The organism is Thioclava sp. IC9, from assembly GCF_002213225.1.
Classification (GTDB): domain Bacteria; phylum Pseudomonadota; class Alphaproteobacteria; order Rhodobacterales; family Rhodobacteraceae; genus Thioclava; species Thioclava nitratireducens.
Genome location: NZ_NBNX01000004.1, coordinates 349,095 through 365,004 on the forward strand (window position 1 = coordinate 349,095; position 15,910 = coordinate 365,004).

Annotated in this window: 16 protein-coding genes; 7 read left to right on the forward strand and 9 right to left on the reverse strand. The window is 64.5% G+C overall.

Annotated features, from left to right (window positions below):
- Positions 1–3 precede the first annotated feature (3 nt).
- The 5 genes from B6V76_RS13120 (at position 4) to B6V76_RS13140 (ending at position 4,310) form a co-directional block, all read left to right on the forward strand.
- Positions 4–1,659 carry an ABC transporter permease gene (locus tag B6V76_RS13120; protein WP_088727655.1) on the forward strand — a complete coding sequence of 552 codons (1,656 nt, stop codon included), beginning with the start codon at positions 4–6 and terminating at the stop codon, positions 1,657–1,659.
- On the forward strand, positions 1,656–2,291 hold the full coding sequence (locus B6V76_RS13125; RefSeq protein WP_088725192.1) for an ATP-binding cassette domain-containing protein: 636 nt from the start codon (positions 1,656–1,658) through the stop codon (positions 2,289–2,291). Before B6V76_RS13120 ends, B6V76_RS13125 begins: the two co-directional genes overlap by 4 nt.
- Before the next feature lie 73 nt (positions 2,292–2,364).
- The gene (locus B6V76_RS13130) at positions 2,365–3,024 is read left to right on the forward strand and encodes a hypothetical protein (RefSeq protein ID WP_088727656.1); all 660 of its coding nucleotides are present in this window, start codon (positions 2,365–2,367) and stop codon (positions 3,022–3,024) included.
- Positions 3,025–3,174: 150 nt separating this feature from the next.
- A complete protein-coding gene (locus B6V76_RS13135; protein WP_088723117.1) occupies positions 3,175–3,948 on the forward strand; it encodes a DUF6478 family protein in 774 nt (257 codons plus the stop codon).
- A gap of 11 nt (positions 3,949–3,959) precedes the next feature.
- Positions 3,960–4,310: a hypothetical protein gene (locus tag B6V76_RS13140; RefSeq protein ID WP_075775364.1), complete on the forward strand. Its 351-nt coding sequence runs from the start codon at positions 3,960–3,962 to the stop codon at positions 4,308–4,310.
- 50 nt (positions 4,311–4,360) lie between these two features.
- Here the strand turns inward: B6V76_RS13140 and B6V76_RS13145 are convergent, their stop codons facing one another.
- Positions 4,361–5,989, reverse strand: coding sequence for an AMP-binding protein (locus B6V76_RS13145; RefSeq protein WP_088727657.1), 1,629 nt, complete (start codon positions 5,987–5,989; stop codon positions 4,361–4,363).
- Between the two features lie 97 nt (positions 5,990–6,086).
- Between B6V76_RS13145 and B6V76_RS13150 the strand changes: the two genes are divergently transcribed.
- Both B6V76_RS13150 and B6V76_RS13155 read left to right on the forward strand, forming a co-directional pair.
- The gene (locus B6V76_RS13150; RefSeq protein ID WP_088723116.1) at positions 6,087–6,734 is read left to right on the forward strand and encodes a sulfotransferase family 2 domain-containing protein; all 648 of its coding nucleotides are present in this window, start codon (positions 6,087–6,089) and stop codon (positions 6,732–6,734) included.
- Positions 6,735–6,996: 262 nt separating this feature from the next.
- Positions 6,997–7,665 (forward strand): Hint domain-containing protein, encoded by a 669-nt coding sequence (locus B6V76_RS13155; RefSeq protein WP_075775367.1) that lies wholly within the window; start codon positions 6,997–6,999, stop codon positions 7,663–7,665.
- A 178-nt stretch (positions 7,666–7,843) separates the two neighbouring features.
- Here B6V76_RS13155 and B6V76_RS13160 read toward each other — a convergent pair whose 3' ends face one another.
- From B6V76_RS13160 to B6V76_RS13195, 8 genes are all read right to left on the reverse strand, one after another.
- On the reverse strand, positions 7,844–10,033 hold the full coding sequence (locus tag B6V76_RS13160; RefSeq protein WP_088727658.1) for a 3-hydroxyacyl-CoA dehydrogenase NAD-binding domain-containing protein: 2,190 nt from the start codon (positions 10,031–10,033) through the stop codon (positions 7,844–7,846).
- 11 nt (positions 10,034–10,044) lie between these two features.
- Positions 10,045–11,256, reverse strand: a complete 1,212-nt coding sequence (locus B6V76_RS13165) for an acetyl-CoA C-acetyltransferase (protein ID WP_088727659.1) — start codon at positions 11,254–11,256, stop codon at positions 10,045–10,047.
- Between the two features lie 9 nt (positions 11,257–11,265).
- Entirely contained in the window at positions 11,266–11,892 is a 627-nt protein-coding gene (locus tag B6V76_RS13170) for a glutathione S-transferase family protein (RefSeq protein ID WP_075775370.1), read from the reverse strand.
- 194 nt (positions 11,893–12,086) lie between these two features.
- Positions 12,087–12,623, reverse strand: a complete 537-nt coding sequence (locus B6V76_RS13175) for a hypothetical protein (RefSeq protein WP_088723113.1) — start codon at positions 12,621–12,623, stop codon at positions 12,087–12,089.
- 16 nt (positions 12,624–12,639) lie between these two features.
- Entirely contained in the window at positions 12,640–12,852 is a 213-nt protein-coding gene (locus B6V76_RS13180; protein ID WP_075775372.1) for a hypothetical protein, read from the reverse strand.
- A 115-nt stretch (positions 12,853–12,967) separates the two neighbouring features.
- On the reverse strand, positions 12,968–13,327 hold the full coding sequence (locus B6V76_RS13185) for a DUF6404 family protein (protein WP_075775373.1): 360 nt from the start codon (positions 13,325–13,327) through the stop codon (positions 12,968–12,970).
- Between the two features lie 165 nt (positions 13,328–13,492).
- Entirely contained in the window at positions 13,493–15,268 is a 1,776-nt protein-coding gene (locus B6V76_RS13190; RefSeq protein ID WP_088727660.1) for an acyl-CoA dehydrogenase C-terminal domain-containing protein, read from the reverse strand.
- 26 nt (positions 15,269–15,294) lie between these two features.
- Positions 15,295–15,690 carry a MerR family DNA-binding transcriptional regulator gene (locus B6V76_RS13195; RefSeq protein ID WP_075775375.1) on the reverse strand — a complete coding sequence of 132 codons (396 nt, stop codon included), beginning with the start codon at positions 15,688–15,690 and terminating at the stop codon, positions 15,295–15,297.
- Between the last annotated feature and the right edge of the window lie 220 nt (positions 15,691–15,910).

Here is a 15,910-nt window from a genome sequence, read left to right on the forward strand (position 1 = left end):
CCGATGCGGCTCGCCGGGGCGATCATGACGCTGGTGATCGGCGCGCCAGTGCTGCTGGGCGCGGTGCTGACGCTGGCGACCGCGTTTGGCTGGCAGCCGGGGCTGGGGCGCGTCGCGCTGGGCTGGAACGGTTTCGCTGAGGCATTGGCCGCGCCCGGTATCCTCACCTCGCTGCGGCTGACGCTGGTGACCGGTTTGGGGGCTACGCTGCTGTCGCTTGCGGCTTCGATCCCGCTCGCGCGCTGGCTGATGACGCGGCAATCGGCGTCGCGCTGGCTGACGCCTCTGCTCGCGGTGCCCCATGCGGCGCTGGCGATCGGGCTGGCCTTCCTGATCGCGCCCTCGGGCTGGGCGGCGCGGTTGATCTCGCCCTGGGCGACTGGCTGGGACTTGCCGCCGCAGATCGTCACTGTGGGCGACCCGTGGGGGCTGTCGCTGATCCTCGGGCTGATGCTGAAAGAGGTGCCGTTCCTGACGCTGATGACGCTGGTCGCCGCCGCGCAGCGCCCGGTGGCGGCGCAGATGGCGGCGGGGCGCGCGCTTGGCTATGCGCCGGGGCGCGTCTGGGCGCGGATCGTCTGGCCGCAGCTTTACCCGGCACTGCGCCTGCCGGCGCTGATCGTACTGGCCTTTTCGCTGTCGGTCGTGGACATGGCGCTGATCCTCGGGCCGTCGAACCCGCCGACGCTGGCCATGCGGATCCTGCGACTCTACGGCGCGCCGGATCCCGCGCAGGCGGTGCCCGCCTCGGCGCTGGCGGTGATCCTGCTGGCGGTGATGGGGGCGAGTGCGGCGCTTTGGATGGCCGGCGAGCGCGCGGTGGCACGGCTGGGCAAGACGGCGATCCGCGCTGGGCATCGCGGCACCTCGCGGCGAAACTGGAGCGGCGCTGGCGTGATCGGGGCGGGCGGTCTGCTGGCGATCGGATCGCTCGGCGCGCTGATCCTGTGGAGCCTCGCGAGCTTCTGGCGCTTTCCCGATGCCATGCCCGCCGATCTGACGCTCAAACGCTGGGCCAGCGCGGATTGGGCAAGGCCCGCTCTGACCAGCTTGTCCCTTGCGCTGGTCTCGACCGGGCTGGCGCTGATCCTCGCGATGCTCTGGTTGGAAAGCGAGGATCGCTCCGGCAAGCGCCTGCCGCTCGGCGCCTCGATCGTCCTGCCGCTTTTGCTGCCGCAGATCGGGTTTCTGCAGGGGCTGACGACGGGGTTTCTCTGGCTCGGCCTGCCGCCCGGGCCGGTCGCGGTGACATGGGCCGAACTGCTGTTCGTCTTTCCCTATGTGATGATCGCGCTGGCCGGGCCGTGGCGCGCGCTCGACCCGGCGCATCTCGCCAGTGCGGCGAGCCTCGGGGCCGGGCCGACACGACGCCTGCTGCGGATCAAGCTGCCGATGCTGCTGGGCCCGATCTGCGCGGCGGCGGCGATCGGGGTCGCGGTGTCGGTCGCGCAATATCTCGCAGTTCTGCTGCCCGGGGCGGGGCGCGTTCAGGCGCTGGCGACCGAAGCTGTCGCGCTCGCCTCGGGGGCGGATCGGCGGCTGGCCGCGATCCTCGCGCTCATGCAGGCGGCGCTGCCATGGCTGGGTTTCGCGCTGGCGCTCGCCGTGCCGACATGGTGGCATCGCAATCGGCGCGGGTTGCGCGGAGGAGTGGCATGAGCCTCGAGTTGATCGATCTGAGCCTGACCGCGCCCGGCGCCTCCGCGCCGCTCTTCGCGTCGCTGTCGCTGGTCGTGGCGCCCGGCGAGACCGTCTGCCTGATGGGGCCGTCCGGGATCGGCAAGTCGAGCCTGCTCGCCCATATCGGCGGGCACCTGTCGCGTGGGTTCACGGCCTCGGGCGATGTGCTGCTCGATGGCGAAAGCGTCACGCAGCTGCCCGCCGAGAAACGCGGCATCGGGATGCTGTTTCAGCAGGCGCAGCTTTTCCCACATCTCTCGGTGGGCGACAATCTGGCCTTCGGGTTGCCCGGGCAGGTGAAGGGCAAGGCGGCCCGGCGCGCGGCGGTCGAGGCGGCATTGGAACAGGCCGGGCTTGCGGGCATGGCTGATCGCGATCCGGCGACGCTGTCGGGCGGGCAGAGCACCCGTGCGGCGCTGATGCGCACTCTGCTTGCCCGGCCCCGCGCGGTGTTGATCGACGAGCCCTTCGCCGCGCTCGACGCGGAGCTGCGGGCCGAGATCCGCAGTTTCACGCTGCAGCATCTCGCGGCCGAGCGGATCCCTTGCCTGATGGTCAGCCACGATCCGGAGGATGGCGCGGCAGCTGCGCGCCGGATCACATTGGGCTGAACCCCGCGCAGCCGCAGTGCGGCGAGCCCCGGCAGACTTGCGCGATGAGGGCCCTGAGGCTATCTCAAAACTCATGATTTCTGCTGTCAAACACCGCTCGTCGCGTCTTTTGGCCTCCCTCGCCCTCGCGCTGGGGGTCACCGGATTGCTGGCGGGGTGTCAGCCGACAGCCTTCGGTTCGGCGCAGGTCGCGAAGGCCCGCACCACGCTCGCGAATGGCGCGCTGACGGTAGCCGCGCCGAAGGGCTGGTGCGTCGATCCGAAAAGCCTGCGCAATTCCGGTGCGGGGGGGTTCGCGCTGTTCGGCAATTGCGCTGCAATCTCGCGCAATGCCGAGGATGCCCATGCGCCAGAGCCTGCGCTGCTGAGCGTCACCGTCGGGCCGCCCGCGCTGGAGGATGGCTCCGGCAAGCTGTCACGGGATCGGCTCAAGAAGATCGGCGATTTCTTCCATTCCGAGATTGGGCGGGCGGCGCTGTCGCGATCTGGCGAGGCGGGCGACGTCACTATCAAGGGCACCGATATCGCCGACGGCACCTTGCTGCTGCGGGTCGAGGATCGCTCCGGCACCGGCGGGCCGCCGATCGCCAAGACCTATCTGCGGGGCGTCACCGCGCTTGGCGGGCGGATCACCGCGCTGTCGGTTATGCCGCTGAAGGAAGGCGAATTGAGCTACGCCCAGCAGCGCCAGTTGCTGGAGAAATTCATCGCCGCGATCCGCGCCGCGAACTGACCGTGCGGACGTGACGCTCCGAGCGCGCGTCGCCACGCCGGAACATGATGACTTCGCCCGGAAATTTCCCTTTCTCAGAATCCGCTGATAAGGAATAACTGCTGTGATGCCGCAAGCGGCAACGGCAGGACGGGAAAGAAGGGCGGGGACATGGCGGGGCGAAACGGCGGATCGCTGTTGCAACGGATTGCCGAGCGGCGCAGCTTGCGGCGCTGGCGCGATGCGGCGTCCACGGTGCCCACGCTTGGGCCTGATGGACTGCGCAGTCTGCGCGCCCGGGCGCGCGCGCTGCGCAACGAGCTCGACACGGTGCTCCGCGCGACCGAGCAGCGGCTGACGGCCTTTCCCGGTGATACGTCGGTCCGCAAGCCCGCCGGCAGTGACTGGGCGTGGCGTCCGCTGCTCTGGCGGGTGAAGGCGCATCCGCATGGGATCGCGGGGGCGCAAAGTCGCGACAAGCTTGGCGATGACCTCACCCTGTTCCATGACTGCCCTCGGTCCGAGATAACGCTGCGCCAGATCCGTAATACCAAGGGCGAGACGCTCGCGCCGTTCGGGCTGCGGCTCGATGTGCTGCGCTTCGAAGGCTCGTTCCTGTCGCTGGTGCTCGACCTACCCGATGCGGCGCTTGGCGGGCTGCAACTCAACCATCTCATCCGGCTGGAGATGCAGCTGGAGTGCGAGCGGGAACTGGAGGTGTTCTGCCGCCTCAACATCAAGCACGGCCCCAATTCGGAGCAGCTGGTGCGCGAATTGCCCCAAGGCGAGGGCGCGCGCTATGTCGAATTCGATCTGGCCTATACGCGGATGAACGAGCGGCGGTTGGAAAAGGTATGGGTCGACCTGATTTTCGAAAACCCACGGATGAACGAGGTGGTGATCCGCGATCTCACCTTCGCGCGCTACCCGCGCGCCGAGCTGTGACGGAGGCGAGGATGCTGGAAAATTCACGGATCAAGGCCGGGCGCTGGGAGGCGGTGAGCCACGAGAAAGAGGCGCCCGATCTTGAGGTGCGCCATCAGGGCGAGGTGCTGGAAGGGCTGTTGCTGACTGGCGAGCCGGGCGACTGGCGCCTCTCGCAGCCGATCCCGGCGGAGTTGCTGAGTGAGGGGGTGCTGACCTTCCTCGTCTGCCGCAAATCGGATGGCGAGGTGATCGACCGCTTCTCTCTGGTCGCAGGCGCGCCGCTCGCGGGTGATCTGCGCGCCGAGATCGACCTGCTGCGCACCGAGTTGGACATGCTGTCGCGCGCCTTCCGCCAGCATTGCGCCGAGAGCGAAAGCTGAGCCTTTTGCGCGCGCCCTCGCGCGGGCGCGCGCACGCGTAGAAGAAAGACCTACGCGTCGAGCAGCTTGGCCACGGCCCGCAGCTCGAATTTCTGGATCTTCCCGGTCGAGGTTTTCGGCAGTTCGGAGAAGACCACGCGCTTGGGCGTCTTGAAGCCCGCGAGCCGCTCGCGGCAGAACTTGATCAACTCCTCTTCCGTCGCCTCCTTGCCCTCCTTCAGCTCGACGAAGGCGCAGGGCACTTCGCCCCAGGTCTCGTCGGGCTTCGCCACGACCGACGCGAGCGAGACCGCCGGGTGGGCGCAGATCACGCCTTCCACCTCGACCGAGGAGACGTTCTCCCCGCCCGAGATGATGATGTCCTTCGCGCGGTCGGTGATCTTGATGTAGCCGTCGGGATGCATGAAGGCGATGTCGCCGGAGTGGAACACGCCGCCCTCGAAGGCCTCGCGCGTCGCCTGCGGGTTCTTGAAGTAGCCCTTCATCACCATGTTGCCGCGGAAGACGATCTCGCCCAGATGCTGAGCGTCGCGGGCGACCTCCTTGCCCTGATCGTGAACGGTTACCTGTTCGAGCATCGGCATCGACACGCCCGTGCGCGCCTTCAGTTCGGCACGTTCCTCGCCGGTTGCGCCGTCCCAGGATGGCTTCCAGGTGCATTCCACGGCTGGCCCGTAGGTTTCGGTCAGCCCGTAGACCTGCGTGACGTTGAACCCCAGCGGTTCGATCGCGGCCAGCGTCGAGGCGGGCGGCGGGGCGCCGGCGGTGAAGACTTCGACCACGTGATCGAAGGGGCGGCGATGCTCGTCCTTGGCGTTGACGATGGTGTTGAGCACGATCGGCGCGCCACCGAAATGCGTCACCCCGTGATCGGCGATCGCGTCATAGATGTTCTTCGCGGTCACATCCCGGCAGCCGACGACCGTGCCGCCCATCATCGGGGCCATCCAGCTATGGGTCCAGGAGTTGCAATGGAACAGCGGCACGATGGTCAGCAGAACCGGGTAAAGCTGCATCCGCCACGAGATCGCGTTCGCCTGCGTCGAGAGATAGGCGCCGCGGTGGTGATAGACGACGCCTTTGGGCTTGCCGGTCGTGCCGGAGGTGTAGTTGAGCGCGATGCTCTCCCATTCGTCCTCCGGCATGATCCAGTCGAACATCGGGTCGCCCTCGGCCACCAGCGCCTCGTATTCGAGGTAATGCCCGGTCGGCTCGAACCCGTGATCGGGGTCGGCCACCTCCACGATCTGCGGCGCGGGGCCTTTCATCTTCTTCACGGCTTCTTCGGCCACCGGCAGGAAGGCCACGTCGCAGAGCACGATCTTCGCGCCGCCATGTTCGAAGATATAGGCGACGGTATCGACATCGAGCCGTGTGTTGATCGCGTTCAGCACCGCGCCGCAGGCGGGCACGCCGAAATGCGCTTCGATCTGGGGTAGGGTGTTGGGCAGGATCGTCGCTACCACGTCACCCGAGTTCACGCCGCGCGCCTTGAGCGCCGAGGCGAGCTGGCTCACGCGCGCGTGGTAATCGACGTAATTATAAGAGCGGCTGCCGTAGATCACCGCCAGCCGCTCGGGGAAGACCTCCAGCGCTCGGTTGAGATGCGACAAAGGTGTAAGCGGGGCGTAATTCGCCGCGCATTTCTCCAAACCCGTCTCGTCGGCAAGCCAGCCCATGAAAACCTCCTCCTCAATTGTTCGGGCATCTTCAGGCGGCTCCGCGCGAAAGGAAAGAGGGTTTGCGTCATCTTTCGTCAGAGATAGTGTCTCGCGCATGATCGTTTCGCATGGCCGTCGCTATATCTTCGTTCACATCCCGAAGACGGGCGGCACGGCGCTGACGCTCGCGCTGGAGGACCGCGCCATGGCGGACGATCTTCTGATCGGAGACACGCCCAAGGCGCAGCGGCGCAAACGCAGGCTGGCGGGCCGCGAGACGCGAGGGCGGCTTTGGAAGCATTCCACGCTGAGCGACGGGCTGGGGCTCTATACGGAAGAGCAGGCTCGGGCCTATTTCACTTTCACACTTGTGCGGAACCCGTGGGATCGGGTCGTCAGCTACTACCATTGGTTGCGCGAGCAGCAGATGACGCATCCGGCCGTGGCATTAGCAAAGTCACTCAGCTTTTCGGACTTCATAAACCATCCGCACACCCAGGCATCGCTCGCGGCGGCCCCTTATGGCAGCTACATGCGGCTGCCGGACGGGGAGGAGATTTGCGACCTTTATATTCGCCTTGAAGATGTAGAGGCCGATGCCGAACCCCTCGCGACGCATCTGGGGTTTTCCGTGACGCCTTTCGCGCGATCCAACATTTCCGCGCGGAAGCGCAACTGGCGCGAGTATTTTTCGGATGTTGACGCTGAAGTGGTTTCAAAACTCTGTGCCGAAGACATCGCGCGGTTCGATTACCGATTCTAAATTTTCGCGCGATTGCAGATTGCGACGCATTTTGGGCCATTCTTACGGCCGGTGAACGCGCCCCTATCCAAAAAGATAGGTCAATCGAGCGTGTCCCCTATCCAAAAAGATAGGTCAATCACGGGTCCGTGAGCAACTTACTGTCCGAAAGTATAGGTTTGCCACATTTCGGTCACCTTTCGGCCCCGGAAACTCCCTAGGAATCAATTGATCTGGGTAGGACCAAGAAATGGCCTCGCCGACTTTCAGAAGGAAGACCGACATGACCCGCAGTGCAACGACGACCTGGGACGACGATTGCGCCTTTGATACCGCTCTGGCGGGCGCAACCTCCGGGCGAATGCTCGACAACGGAGCTGCGTCGGGAATCGTCGCCGGAACGCGCATCGCCACCGCCATGGGCTGGCGCCCGGTGGAAGCGATCGCAGCCGGTGACATGGTCATGACTTTCGACAGTGGCCTGCGTCCCGTCGCGGACGTCAAACGGACTCAACTCTGGCTCGGTCACGGGCGTTGCCCGGACCATCGCAAGCCGCTCGCCGTGCCGGTCGGCGCGTTGGGCAACAAAACCCCGATGCTGCTTTTGCCTGAACAGAACATGATGGTGGAAAGCGACATGGCCGAGGCAATTTACGGTGACCCCTTCGCCGTGATCCCCGCTTCGGCACTTGAAGGCTATCGCGGGATCGATCGGATTACACCCCACCGTCCGATCGACGTGATCGTGCTGGAGTTTGAGGAGGAGGAGATCGTCTACGCTAATGGTTCTGGCATGGTCCATTGCGGTTCGGTCAACAGCCACCGGCTCGAAGCGCTCTTCGACGATGATGCAGGCCCGAACTACGAGACGCTGTCGCTCGAGATGGCGCGCTCGATCGTCGCGGGGCTGATCGACGAAGATCTGACCGCACATGCTTACGCGGCAGAGTGATAGCCCGGCCTGATCCCCTCCTGAAATTCTGACAGGCCGAACGCCGCACCCCAGACCAGGGTGCGGCGTTTTCCTTTGCCCGGGAATAGGCGAACGCTTCGGCGCAGAGGAAGGCGCGCGCATAGAAAAACGCCGGGGCCATTCGGTCCCGGCGTTCTGGTTTTCTGGCGCCGTCGGATCAGGCGGCTTTCGCGGCCTGACCGTCGCCGAAACGACCATAGAAGGTGTCACCCTTGGCTGCGATGTCGCGCAGCAGGGCGGGGGCTTCGAAGCGCGGACCGTATTGCGCGGTGAGCGCCTCGCAGATCTCCACCGCCTTGCCGGCGCCGAGGATGTCGAGCCACGAGAACGGGCCACCCGACCACGGGGCGAAGCCCCAGCCGAGGATCGCGCCCACGTCACCCTCGCGGATGTCTTCCAGCACGCCCTGCTCGAAGGCGCGCACGGCTTCCAGCACCTGCGCCATCAGCAGGCGATGCTGCACGTGATGCACGTCGGGCTGCTCGTCGGCGCGCGGGAACTTGGCGTCGAGGCCGTCCCACAGGCCTTGGCGTTTGCCCTTGTCGTCATAGTCGTAGAAGCCCGCGTTCGACTTGCGGCCCATCCGGCCTTCGTCGGCCATCCAGAACAACACGTCATCGACCGCCTCATCGGGATAGGCATCGCCCATCGCCGCCTTGGTGGCCTTCGCGATCTTCACGCCGAGGTCGATCGAGGTCTCGTCTACCAGCTGCAGCGGTCCGAGCGGCATGCCGACCATAGTCGCGGCGTGTTCCACCAGCGTCGGGTTCACCCCTTCGGCCACCATGCGAATCCCCTCGTTGATATAGGGGATGATGCAGCGGTTGGCGTAGAAGAAGCGCGCGTCGTTCACCACGATCGGCGTCTTGCGGATCTGGCGCACGAAGTCGAGCGCCTTGGCCACGGCCACCGAACCGGTTTCGGCACCCTTGATGATCTCCACCAGCATCATCTTGTCGACGGGCGAGAAGAAGTGGATGCCGATGAACTGCTCGGGGCGTGCGCTGGCCTTGGCGAGCTCGGTGATCGGCAGGGTCGAGGTGTTGGTCGCGAAAATCGCATCCTGCGGAATCACGGCTTCGGCCTTCTTGGTGACCTCGGCTTTGACGCCCGGATCTTCGAACACGGCTTCCACGATCAGGTCGCAACCCTCAAGCGCGGCGTAATCCGTGGTCGCGTTGATCAGGCCCAGCGTCTTGGCCTTGCCCTCTTCGGTGACCTTCTTGCGCGAGATGCCCTTGTCGAGGATGCCCTCGGAATAGGACTTCCCGCGATCGGCGGCCTCCTGGCTGTTGTCGATCAGCACGACCTCGATACCGGCTTTGGCCGAGACATAGGCAATGCCTGCGCCCATCATGCCCGCGCCGAGGATGCCGACCTTCTTGACCTTCTGGTCCGGCACGTCGGGACGGTTCGCGCCCTTCTCCAGCGCGCCCTTGTTGATGAAGAGCGAACGGATCATCGAGGTCGACGACGGGTTCAGCAGAACGTTGGTGAACCAGCGCGCCTCGATCTTGATCGCCTGATCGAAGGGCACGAGCGCGCCTTCATAGACCGCCGAGAGCAGCGCCTTGGCCGCCGGATAGACGCCCGCGGTCTTGCCATGCACCATCGCGGAAGCGCCGACGAAGGTCATGAAGCCCGCCGGGTGATAGGGTGCGCCGCCGGGCATCTTGAAGCCCTTCGCATCCCACGGTTTGACCAGATCGGCGTCTTTGGCGTTCAGCACCCATTCCTTCGCGGAGGCCAGCGGATCCTCGACGACCTCGTCGATCAGGCCCGCGGCCTTTGCCTTCTTGGGGTCCGAGAGCTTGCCTTCCAGCAGGAAGGGCGCCGCCGCCATCGCACCGAGCTTGCGCGAGACACGGGTGGTGCCGCCGCCGCCGGGGAAGATGCCGACCATGATCTCGGGCAGGCCGATCTTGGCCTTCGGGTTGTCAGCGACAAAAGTGCGGTGCGTCGACAGCGGCAGTTCCAGACCGATGCCGAGCGCGGTGCCGGGGATCGCGGTTGCGATCGGCTTGCCGCCCTTGTTGGTCTTCGGGTCCATGCCGGCGCGCTCGATCTTGCGCAGGACATGGTGCATCTGCATCACGCCGTCGAAGATCGCCTGAGCGCCGCCTTCGCGCATCTGCGCGATGACGTTGAGGTCCATGCCGCCCGCGAAATCGGGCTTGCCGGAGGTGATGACGACACCCTTCACGGCGTCATCCGCCAGCGCCTTGTCGATGAAGCTGTCGAGAAGCGCGAAGCCCTCCATGCTCATCACGTTCATCGACTTCTCGGGCACGTCCCAAGTGATGACGGCAACGCCGTCGCTGCCAAGTTCGTATTTGAAATCAGCCATTCGTTCCTCCCTCACACGCGCTCGATGATGGTCGCGGCGCCCATGCCGGACGCAACGCAGAGCGTGGCCAGACCGGTGTTCAGGTCGCGGCGTTCGAGCTCGTCCAGCAGCGTGCCGATGATGATCGCGCCGGTGGCGCCGAGCGGGTGGCCAAGCGCGATCGCGCCGCCGTTGACGTTGACCTTCGATGCGTCGACCTGGAAGGCCTGCATGAAGCGCAGCACGACCGCAGCAAACGCCTCGTTCACCTCGAACAGGTCGATGTCGGAGATCGACATGCCCGAATCGGCGAGGATCTTTTCGGTCACGGGCACCGGGCCGGTCAGCATGATCGTCGGATCGGTGCCGATCTTCGCGGTGGCGCGGATGCGCGCGCGCGGCTTGAGGCCATGCGCCTCACCGAATTCCTTGTTGCCGATCAGCACGGCGGCGGCCCCGTCCACGATGCCCGAGGAGTTGCCGGCGTGATGGACGTGGTTGATGTGATCGAGGTGCGGGTATTTCAGCATCGCGACCTTGTCGAAGCCGGGCATGACCTCGCCCATTTCCTTGAAGGACGGCTTCAGGCTGCCGAGCGATTCCATCGTCGTGCCCGGACGCGGGAATTCGTCCTGCTCGAGAATGATCAAACCGTTCTGGTCCTTCACCGGCACGATGGATTTTGCGAAGCGGTTTTCCTTGATCGCCTCCGCCGCACGGCGCTGCGATTCCACGCCGAGCGCGTCGACGTCTTCGCGGCTAAAGCCGTATTCGGTGGCGATGATATCGGCCGAGATGCCCTGCGGGACGAAATAGGTCTTCATCGCGAGCGACGGGTCCACGGCGATTGCTGCGCCGTCCGAGCCCATCGCGACGCGGCCCATCATCTCGACGCCGCCTGCGATGTATCCCATGCCAGCGCCGCCGCGCACCTGGTTCGCGGCGAGGTTCACGGCTTCCATGCCCGACGCGCAGAAGCGGTTGATCGACAGGCCCGGGATGCGCTCGTCGAGATCCGACAGAAGCACCGCCGAGCGCGCAAGGCAGCCGCCCTGCTCCATCACCTGGGTCGCGTTGCCCCAGATTACGTCCTCGACCGCATGGCCTTCGAGGTTGTTGCGCTCGGCCACCGCGTTAAGCAGCCGCGCGGACAGCGCGACCGAGCTGACCTCGTGCAAGGCGCCGTCCTTGCGGCCCTTGCCCCGCGGAGTGCGGGCTGCGTCATAGATATAGGCTTCCGTCATGGTTCCTCCTCACGCCCGGTCGGAAGGATTGCCGGGCATCAAATCATAGGGGTGTTTCCAACCGGGCAGGGCGGCAATGCCATCCAGCCAACGGTCGATATTGGGGAATTCCTTGCGGTCGAACCCAAAGGGCTCGGGGTAGTAGAGATAGCCGCAGCAGGCGAAATCGGCCAAGCTGGGCTGGTCGCCGACGACCCAGTCGCGACCCTCCATGTGTTTCTCCAGCGTCTTGATCGCGGTCAGCACGCGGCCCTTCAGCCAGCCGATCGCCTCTTGCGGACGCTTGTCTTCGGGCAGGAAGTTCATCAGGAAGCGCAACCCGCCTTGCTGGCCCGAGCCTTTCTGCGCATCCCAGAACATCCAGCGCAGCATTTCGTTGCGGTCCTCGGCGAGGAATTTGCCGGTCTGCTCCGCGATGTGAAGTTGGATGACGCAGGATTGCGACAGGGTCAGGTCGCCCTCTTTGAAGACGGGCGCCTCGGCCATTTCGTTCAGCGCCTGGTATTCGGCGCTGCGCGCCTCGCCGTTGAAGAAATCGACATAGACCGGCTCCCAGTCGTAGCCCGCCAATTCCATCGTCAGCGCCGCCTTGTACGCGTTCCCCGACTCTCCGAAGCAATAAAGTTGTGCCGCCATTTGTTGCGGTCCTCCCTGATCACGATGCCAATCTGGCCCCTAAGTGACGCGAACGTAAGCCCCTCGTGGGCATTCCGCCGCAACGTCATTCGATCACGACGTTGCGTCCAACGCGAGGGAGAGGGTGACGTTCCGTTGCGAGAGGTGAACGGACGTGAACGGAAAGCACGGAAAAAGCGAGAGGAGCGGCGCGGTTAGCGCACCGCCTGCATCGTTCCCTTGGGAAACTCGATTCCTTCGAAATCGGGATACACCTTGCGCAATACCGCGATCTGCGCCGGGCTGTCGATGCGCACGAGATACCATTCCTCGCCATCCTGCAGCGCCAGCGTGGTATTGGTCGAGCGCACCTTGCCCATATCGGGCACCTCCATCACCGTCGATGTCGGAATCTGCGCATAGGCCCGGCCCGAAGACGTCTCGCCGGTTTTCATTTCGTTGGTGTTCATCTCGAACTCGTCGATCGTGACCGAGGCCATCGCGTCGTTGATTTGCTTGCGCATGATCTCTTCGAGCTGCTCTTTCGGTACGCCCGTCTGATCCGCGATGGCCTGCATCATCTTCGGCGGCACCGTGTCGAAGAAAACCGAGTAGTCCTTCTCTTCCACCGCCTTGGTGAAGCCCGCGACCTCCTGCGTGACAGCGTTGCGGTCGGCGGAGTCGAAGGCAAAGGCGGGCAGGGCCGAGACGGCAAGGGATGCGACAGCGAAAGCGAGAGACAGGCGGGTCATGGATGTCCTTTCGAAATCAGGCTTTGCGCTCGCCAAGCTCGGCCTTGAACAGCCGCAGGCGGTGGTTGAGATTTTCCTCGTGGGTGACGGAGTTGAAATGCTCGAACAGGAAGGTCAGCGCCTCGTCGGGCGTGATTTCCGCCTCCTGCGCGAAGCGGTTGAGGCTGCGATAGGCGTCATTGGTCATGGCGACGGGAAAGCGACGGGTCAGGCGCAGTCGTTTGGGCATTCAGGCTCCGGGGCAATGTAGCGCGGGAAGGCGCGTCAGGTTGCGCGCAGCTTAGGAAGAAACCTGCGCGCTGGCCAGACCACCCGTGCTCCGAAGCCAAGCACCGGGACCGCGCCTAGAGGTCGTCCCAATCGCTCAGCCCGAGCTTGTTCTTGCGGTGGATCTGCCACAGCGCCATCAGCGCCCCGAAGGCGAGCGCCGAGATCACCAGCGTTACCAGATGCGGCGCGTAGGACATGCCCTCCGTCGCGCTCAGCAGATGATCCACGAGGAGCTGCGCCACCGCGAACCCGGCGCCGAAGATCAGCAGGTTCTGCTTCCAGTCGAGATAGGGAATCGGGCGCGGCTCGAAGCCCAGCCAATGCAGTACCCGCGCGCCCATGGAAGGACGGGTCGAGCGGAACACGCCCCGCGCCCGCAGCTCTGCGAGCGCGGCATCGTATCGGCGGTGGGTTTCTGCGTTATTGAGATACATGGCGGCGGGGCTCGGCGGGAATCGTGTCTCGGTTGAGATTCCGAGGTTAGACCTGCATGGCCGCAAAACAATCGCCCGGCGCTACACTTCGCCTGACATGGCGGTGATCGAAAATTGAAACGGCGGGCCGAGGCCCGCCGTTCATTTTCGTTTGATCCGTTCGTCTCAGAACTGGTCTTCGGTCAGCGCCATGACCGGGTCCGCACCGCTCTCGATCCGCGCCAGATGCATGGCGCAGGCGGGAAGCTGACGCGCCATGTAGTAGCGGCCCGTCGCGATCTTGCCTTCGTAGAAGGCAGTGTCCGACGCCCCGTTGTCGAGCGCGGTGAAGGCGGCTTTCGCCATCCGCGTCCACATCAGGCCGAGGCAGACGTGGCCCATCAGGTGCATGAAGTCATAGCTGCCCGACAGCGCCGCGTTCGGGTTTTTCATGCCGTTCTGCATGAAGAACATGCCCGCGGTCTGAAGCTGCTTGGAGGCGTTCTTCAGCGCATCGGTGAAGGGCTTCATCCGCTCATCGTCGTCATGCGACTTGCACTCTGCCTTGACCATCTCGAAGAAGGCCATGACGTGCTTGCCACCGTCGGCTGCGAGCTTGCGGCCCACGAGGTCGAGTGCCTGAATGCCGTTGGCGCCCTCGTAGATCATCGCGATGCGTGCGTCGCGCACATGCTGCGACATCGGCCAGTCTTCGGTATAGCCGTGGCCACCGAAGACCTGCTGCGCGGAGACGGCGGTCTCGAAGCCCTTGTCGGTAAGGAAGCCCTTGATGACCGGGGTCATCAGCGAGATCAGACCTTCGGCTTCGGCGTCGTTGAGCCCATGGGAGCGGTCGATCAGATGCGCACCCCAGAAGGTGAAGGCGCGGGCGCCCTCTACGAAGCTCTTCTGGTCCATCAGCATCCGGCGCACGTCCGGGTGCACGATGATCGGATCGGCGGCCTTCTCGGGCGCCTTCACGCCGGTCACGTCGCGACCCTGAATGCGGTCCTTCGCGTAAGCCACGGCTTCCTGATAGGCGGCTTCGGCCACGGCATAGCCCTGAAGACCGACGCCGAGACGCGCTTCGTTCATCATGGTGAACATCGCGCGCATCCCCTTGTGGAGATCGCCCAGCAGCCAGCCCTTCGCGCCGTCGTAGTTCATGACGCAGGTCGCGTTGCCGTGGATGCCCATCTTCTCTTCGAGCTTGCCGACCGAGAGCGAGTTGCGCTCGCCCAGCGAGCCGTCCTCGTTGACGAGGAATTTCGGCACGATGAAGAGCGACACACCCTTGGTGCCTTCGCCACCGCCCGGCGCTTTCGCCAGCACGAGGTGGATCACGTTATCCGACAGGTCATGATCGCCCGCCGAGATGAAGATCTTGGTGCCGGTGATCGCGTAGGAGCCATCATCCTGCGGCTCGGCCTTGGTGCGCATGAGACCCAGATCGGTGCCGCAATGGGGCTCCGTCAGGTTCATCGTGCCGGTCCAGTCGCAGGTGACCATCTTCGGCAGATAGGTCTGCTTCTGCTCGTCCGTGCCGTGGGTGTGGATCGCCGAATAGGCGCCGTGGGTCAGGCCCTGGTACATGTTGAAGGCCATGTTGGCCGAGACGAACATCTCGCCCACCGCGCAGTTCAGCAGGTAGGGCATGCCCTGACCGCCGAATTCAGGATCGCAGTCGAGCGCGGTCCAGCCGCCCTCTTTCATCGCCTCGAACGCCTTGTCGAACCCTTTGGGCGTGCGGACCACGCCGTTTTCGAGCACGCAGCCTTCCTTGTCGCCCACCTCGTTCAGCGGGGCCAGCACCTCCGACGAGACCTTGCCCGCAGCGTCGAGAACGGCCTCGGTGAAGTCGCGGTCCATTTCTTCGTAACCCGGCACGTCCGAATCCGAAACTCTGAGCAGGTCATGCAGCACAAACTGCATGTCTTTGGTGTTGGCGATAAAGCTCGACATGGTTCGCTCCCTTTAGTCGTCGCGGATCAGGCCGCGTCGTCGTGGCGCGCCTTCTCCAGTTCCTTCTCCGCCCACTCGATCTGACTGGCCAGTTCGTCGATCGCCTGACCCAGTTCCTCGCGTTGGCGCGTCATTTCCTCCAGACGTTGCTGTGCGAGCTTGATCGTCTCGTTCAGCTGCGTCTTCTGCTTGTCGCCCATCTCGTAGAGGTCCAGCAGCTGGCGGATATCCTCCAGCGAAAACCCGAAACGTTTGCCGCGCAGGATCAGTTTCAGCCGGGCGCGGTCGCGCCGCGTAAACAGCCGTTTCTGTCCCTCGCGAATGGGAAACAGCAACTCCTTGCTCTCGTAGAACCGCAGGGTGCGCGGGGTCACCTCGAAGGCATCGCACATCTCGCGGATCGTCATTACTGTGTCGGTCATACTCTCTGCCTCGCGTTTCCTTTGCGTAATGCGACGCGGCAGATCGTCTGTCCGCAGTCACAATACAAGACTTCTTTACGTTCGCGTCACCGTAACGTGGCGTCACGAATCCAATGACGTAATGTCAGGGAATTTTTACCGTACGGTAAAGCAAGTTTCTTTCGTCGAAACTGGCCATAATCGTCAAGCTCACAAGGCGTTCACACGACCTCGCTGACGT

Excerpts from the sequence above, each read along its gene's own strand:
- B6V76_RS13130 (WP_088727656.1), top strand. The coding sequence starts at position 2,365 with ATGATTTCTGCTGTCAAACACCGCTCGTCGCGTCTTTTGGCCTCCCTC.
- B6V76_RS13145 (WP_088727657.1), bottom strand. The coding sequence starts at position 5,989 with ATGGGCTGGCTTGCCGACGAGACGGGTTTGGAGAAATGCGCGGCGAAT.
- B6V76_RS13125 (WP_088725192.1), top strand. The coding sequence starts at position 1,656 with ATGAGCCTCGAGTTGATCGATCTGAGCCTGACCGCGCCCGGCGCCTCC.
- B6V76_RS13150 (WP_088723116.1), top strand. The coding sequence starts at position 6,087 with ATGATCGTTTCGCATGGCCGTCGCTATATCTTCGTTCACATCCCGAAG.
- B6V76_RS13185 (WP_075775373.1), bottom strand. The coding sequence starts at position 13,327 with ATGTATCTCAATAACGCAGAAACCCACCGCCGATACGATGCCGCGCTC.
- B6V76_RS13170 (WP_075775370.1), bottom strand. The coding sequence starts at position 11,892 with ATGGCGGCACAACTTTATTGCTTCGGAGAGTCGGGGAACGCGTACAAG.
- B6V76_RS13140 (WP_075775364.1), top strand. The coding sequence starts at position 3,960 with ATGCTGGAAAATTCACGGATCAAGGCCGGGCGCTGGGAGGCGGTGAGC.
- B6V76_RS13160 (WP_088727658.1), bottom strand. The coding sequence starts at position 10,033 with ATGGCTGATTTCAAATACGAACTTGGCAGCGACGGCGTTGCCGTCATC.
- B6V76_RS13135 (WP_088723117.1), top strand. The coding sequence starts at position 3,175 with ATGGCGGGGCGAAACGGCGGATCGCTGTTGCAACGGATTGCCGAGCGG.
- B6V76_RS13155 (WP_075775367.1), top strand. The coding sequence starts at position 6,997 with ATGACCCGCAGTGCAACGACGACCTGGGACGACGATTGCGCCTTTGAT.
- B6V76_RS13175 (WP_088723113.1), bottom strand. The coding sequence starts at position 12,623 with ATGACCCGCCTGTCTCTCGCTTTCGCTGTCGCATCCCTTGCCGTCTCG.
- B6V76_RS13190 (WP_088727660.1), bottom strand. The coding sequence starts at position 15,268 with ATGTCGAGCTTTATCGCCAACACCAAAGACATGCAGTTTGTGCTGCAT.
- B6V76_RS13165 (WP_088727659.1), bottom strand. The coding sequence starts at position 11,256 with ATGACGGAAGCCTATATCTATGACGCAGCCCGCACTCCGCGGGGCAAG.
- B6V76_RS13195 (WP_075775375.1), bottom strand. The coding sequence starts at position 15,690 with ATGACCGACACAGTAATGACGATCCGCGAGATGTGCGATGCCTTCGAG.
- B6V76_RS13120 (WP_088727655.1), top strand. The coding sequence starts at position 4 with ATGCGGCTCGCCGGGGCGATCATGACGCTGGTGATCGGCGCGCCAGTG.
- B6V76_RS13180 (WP_075775372.1), bottom strand. The coding sequence starts at position 12,852 with ATGCCCAAACGACTGCGCCTGACCCGTCGCTTTCCCGTCGCCATGACC.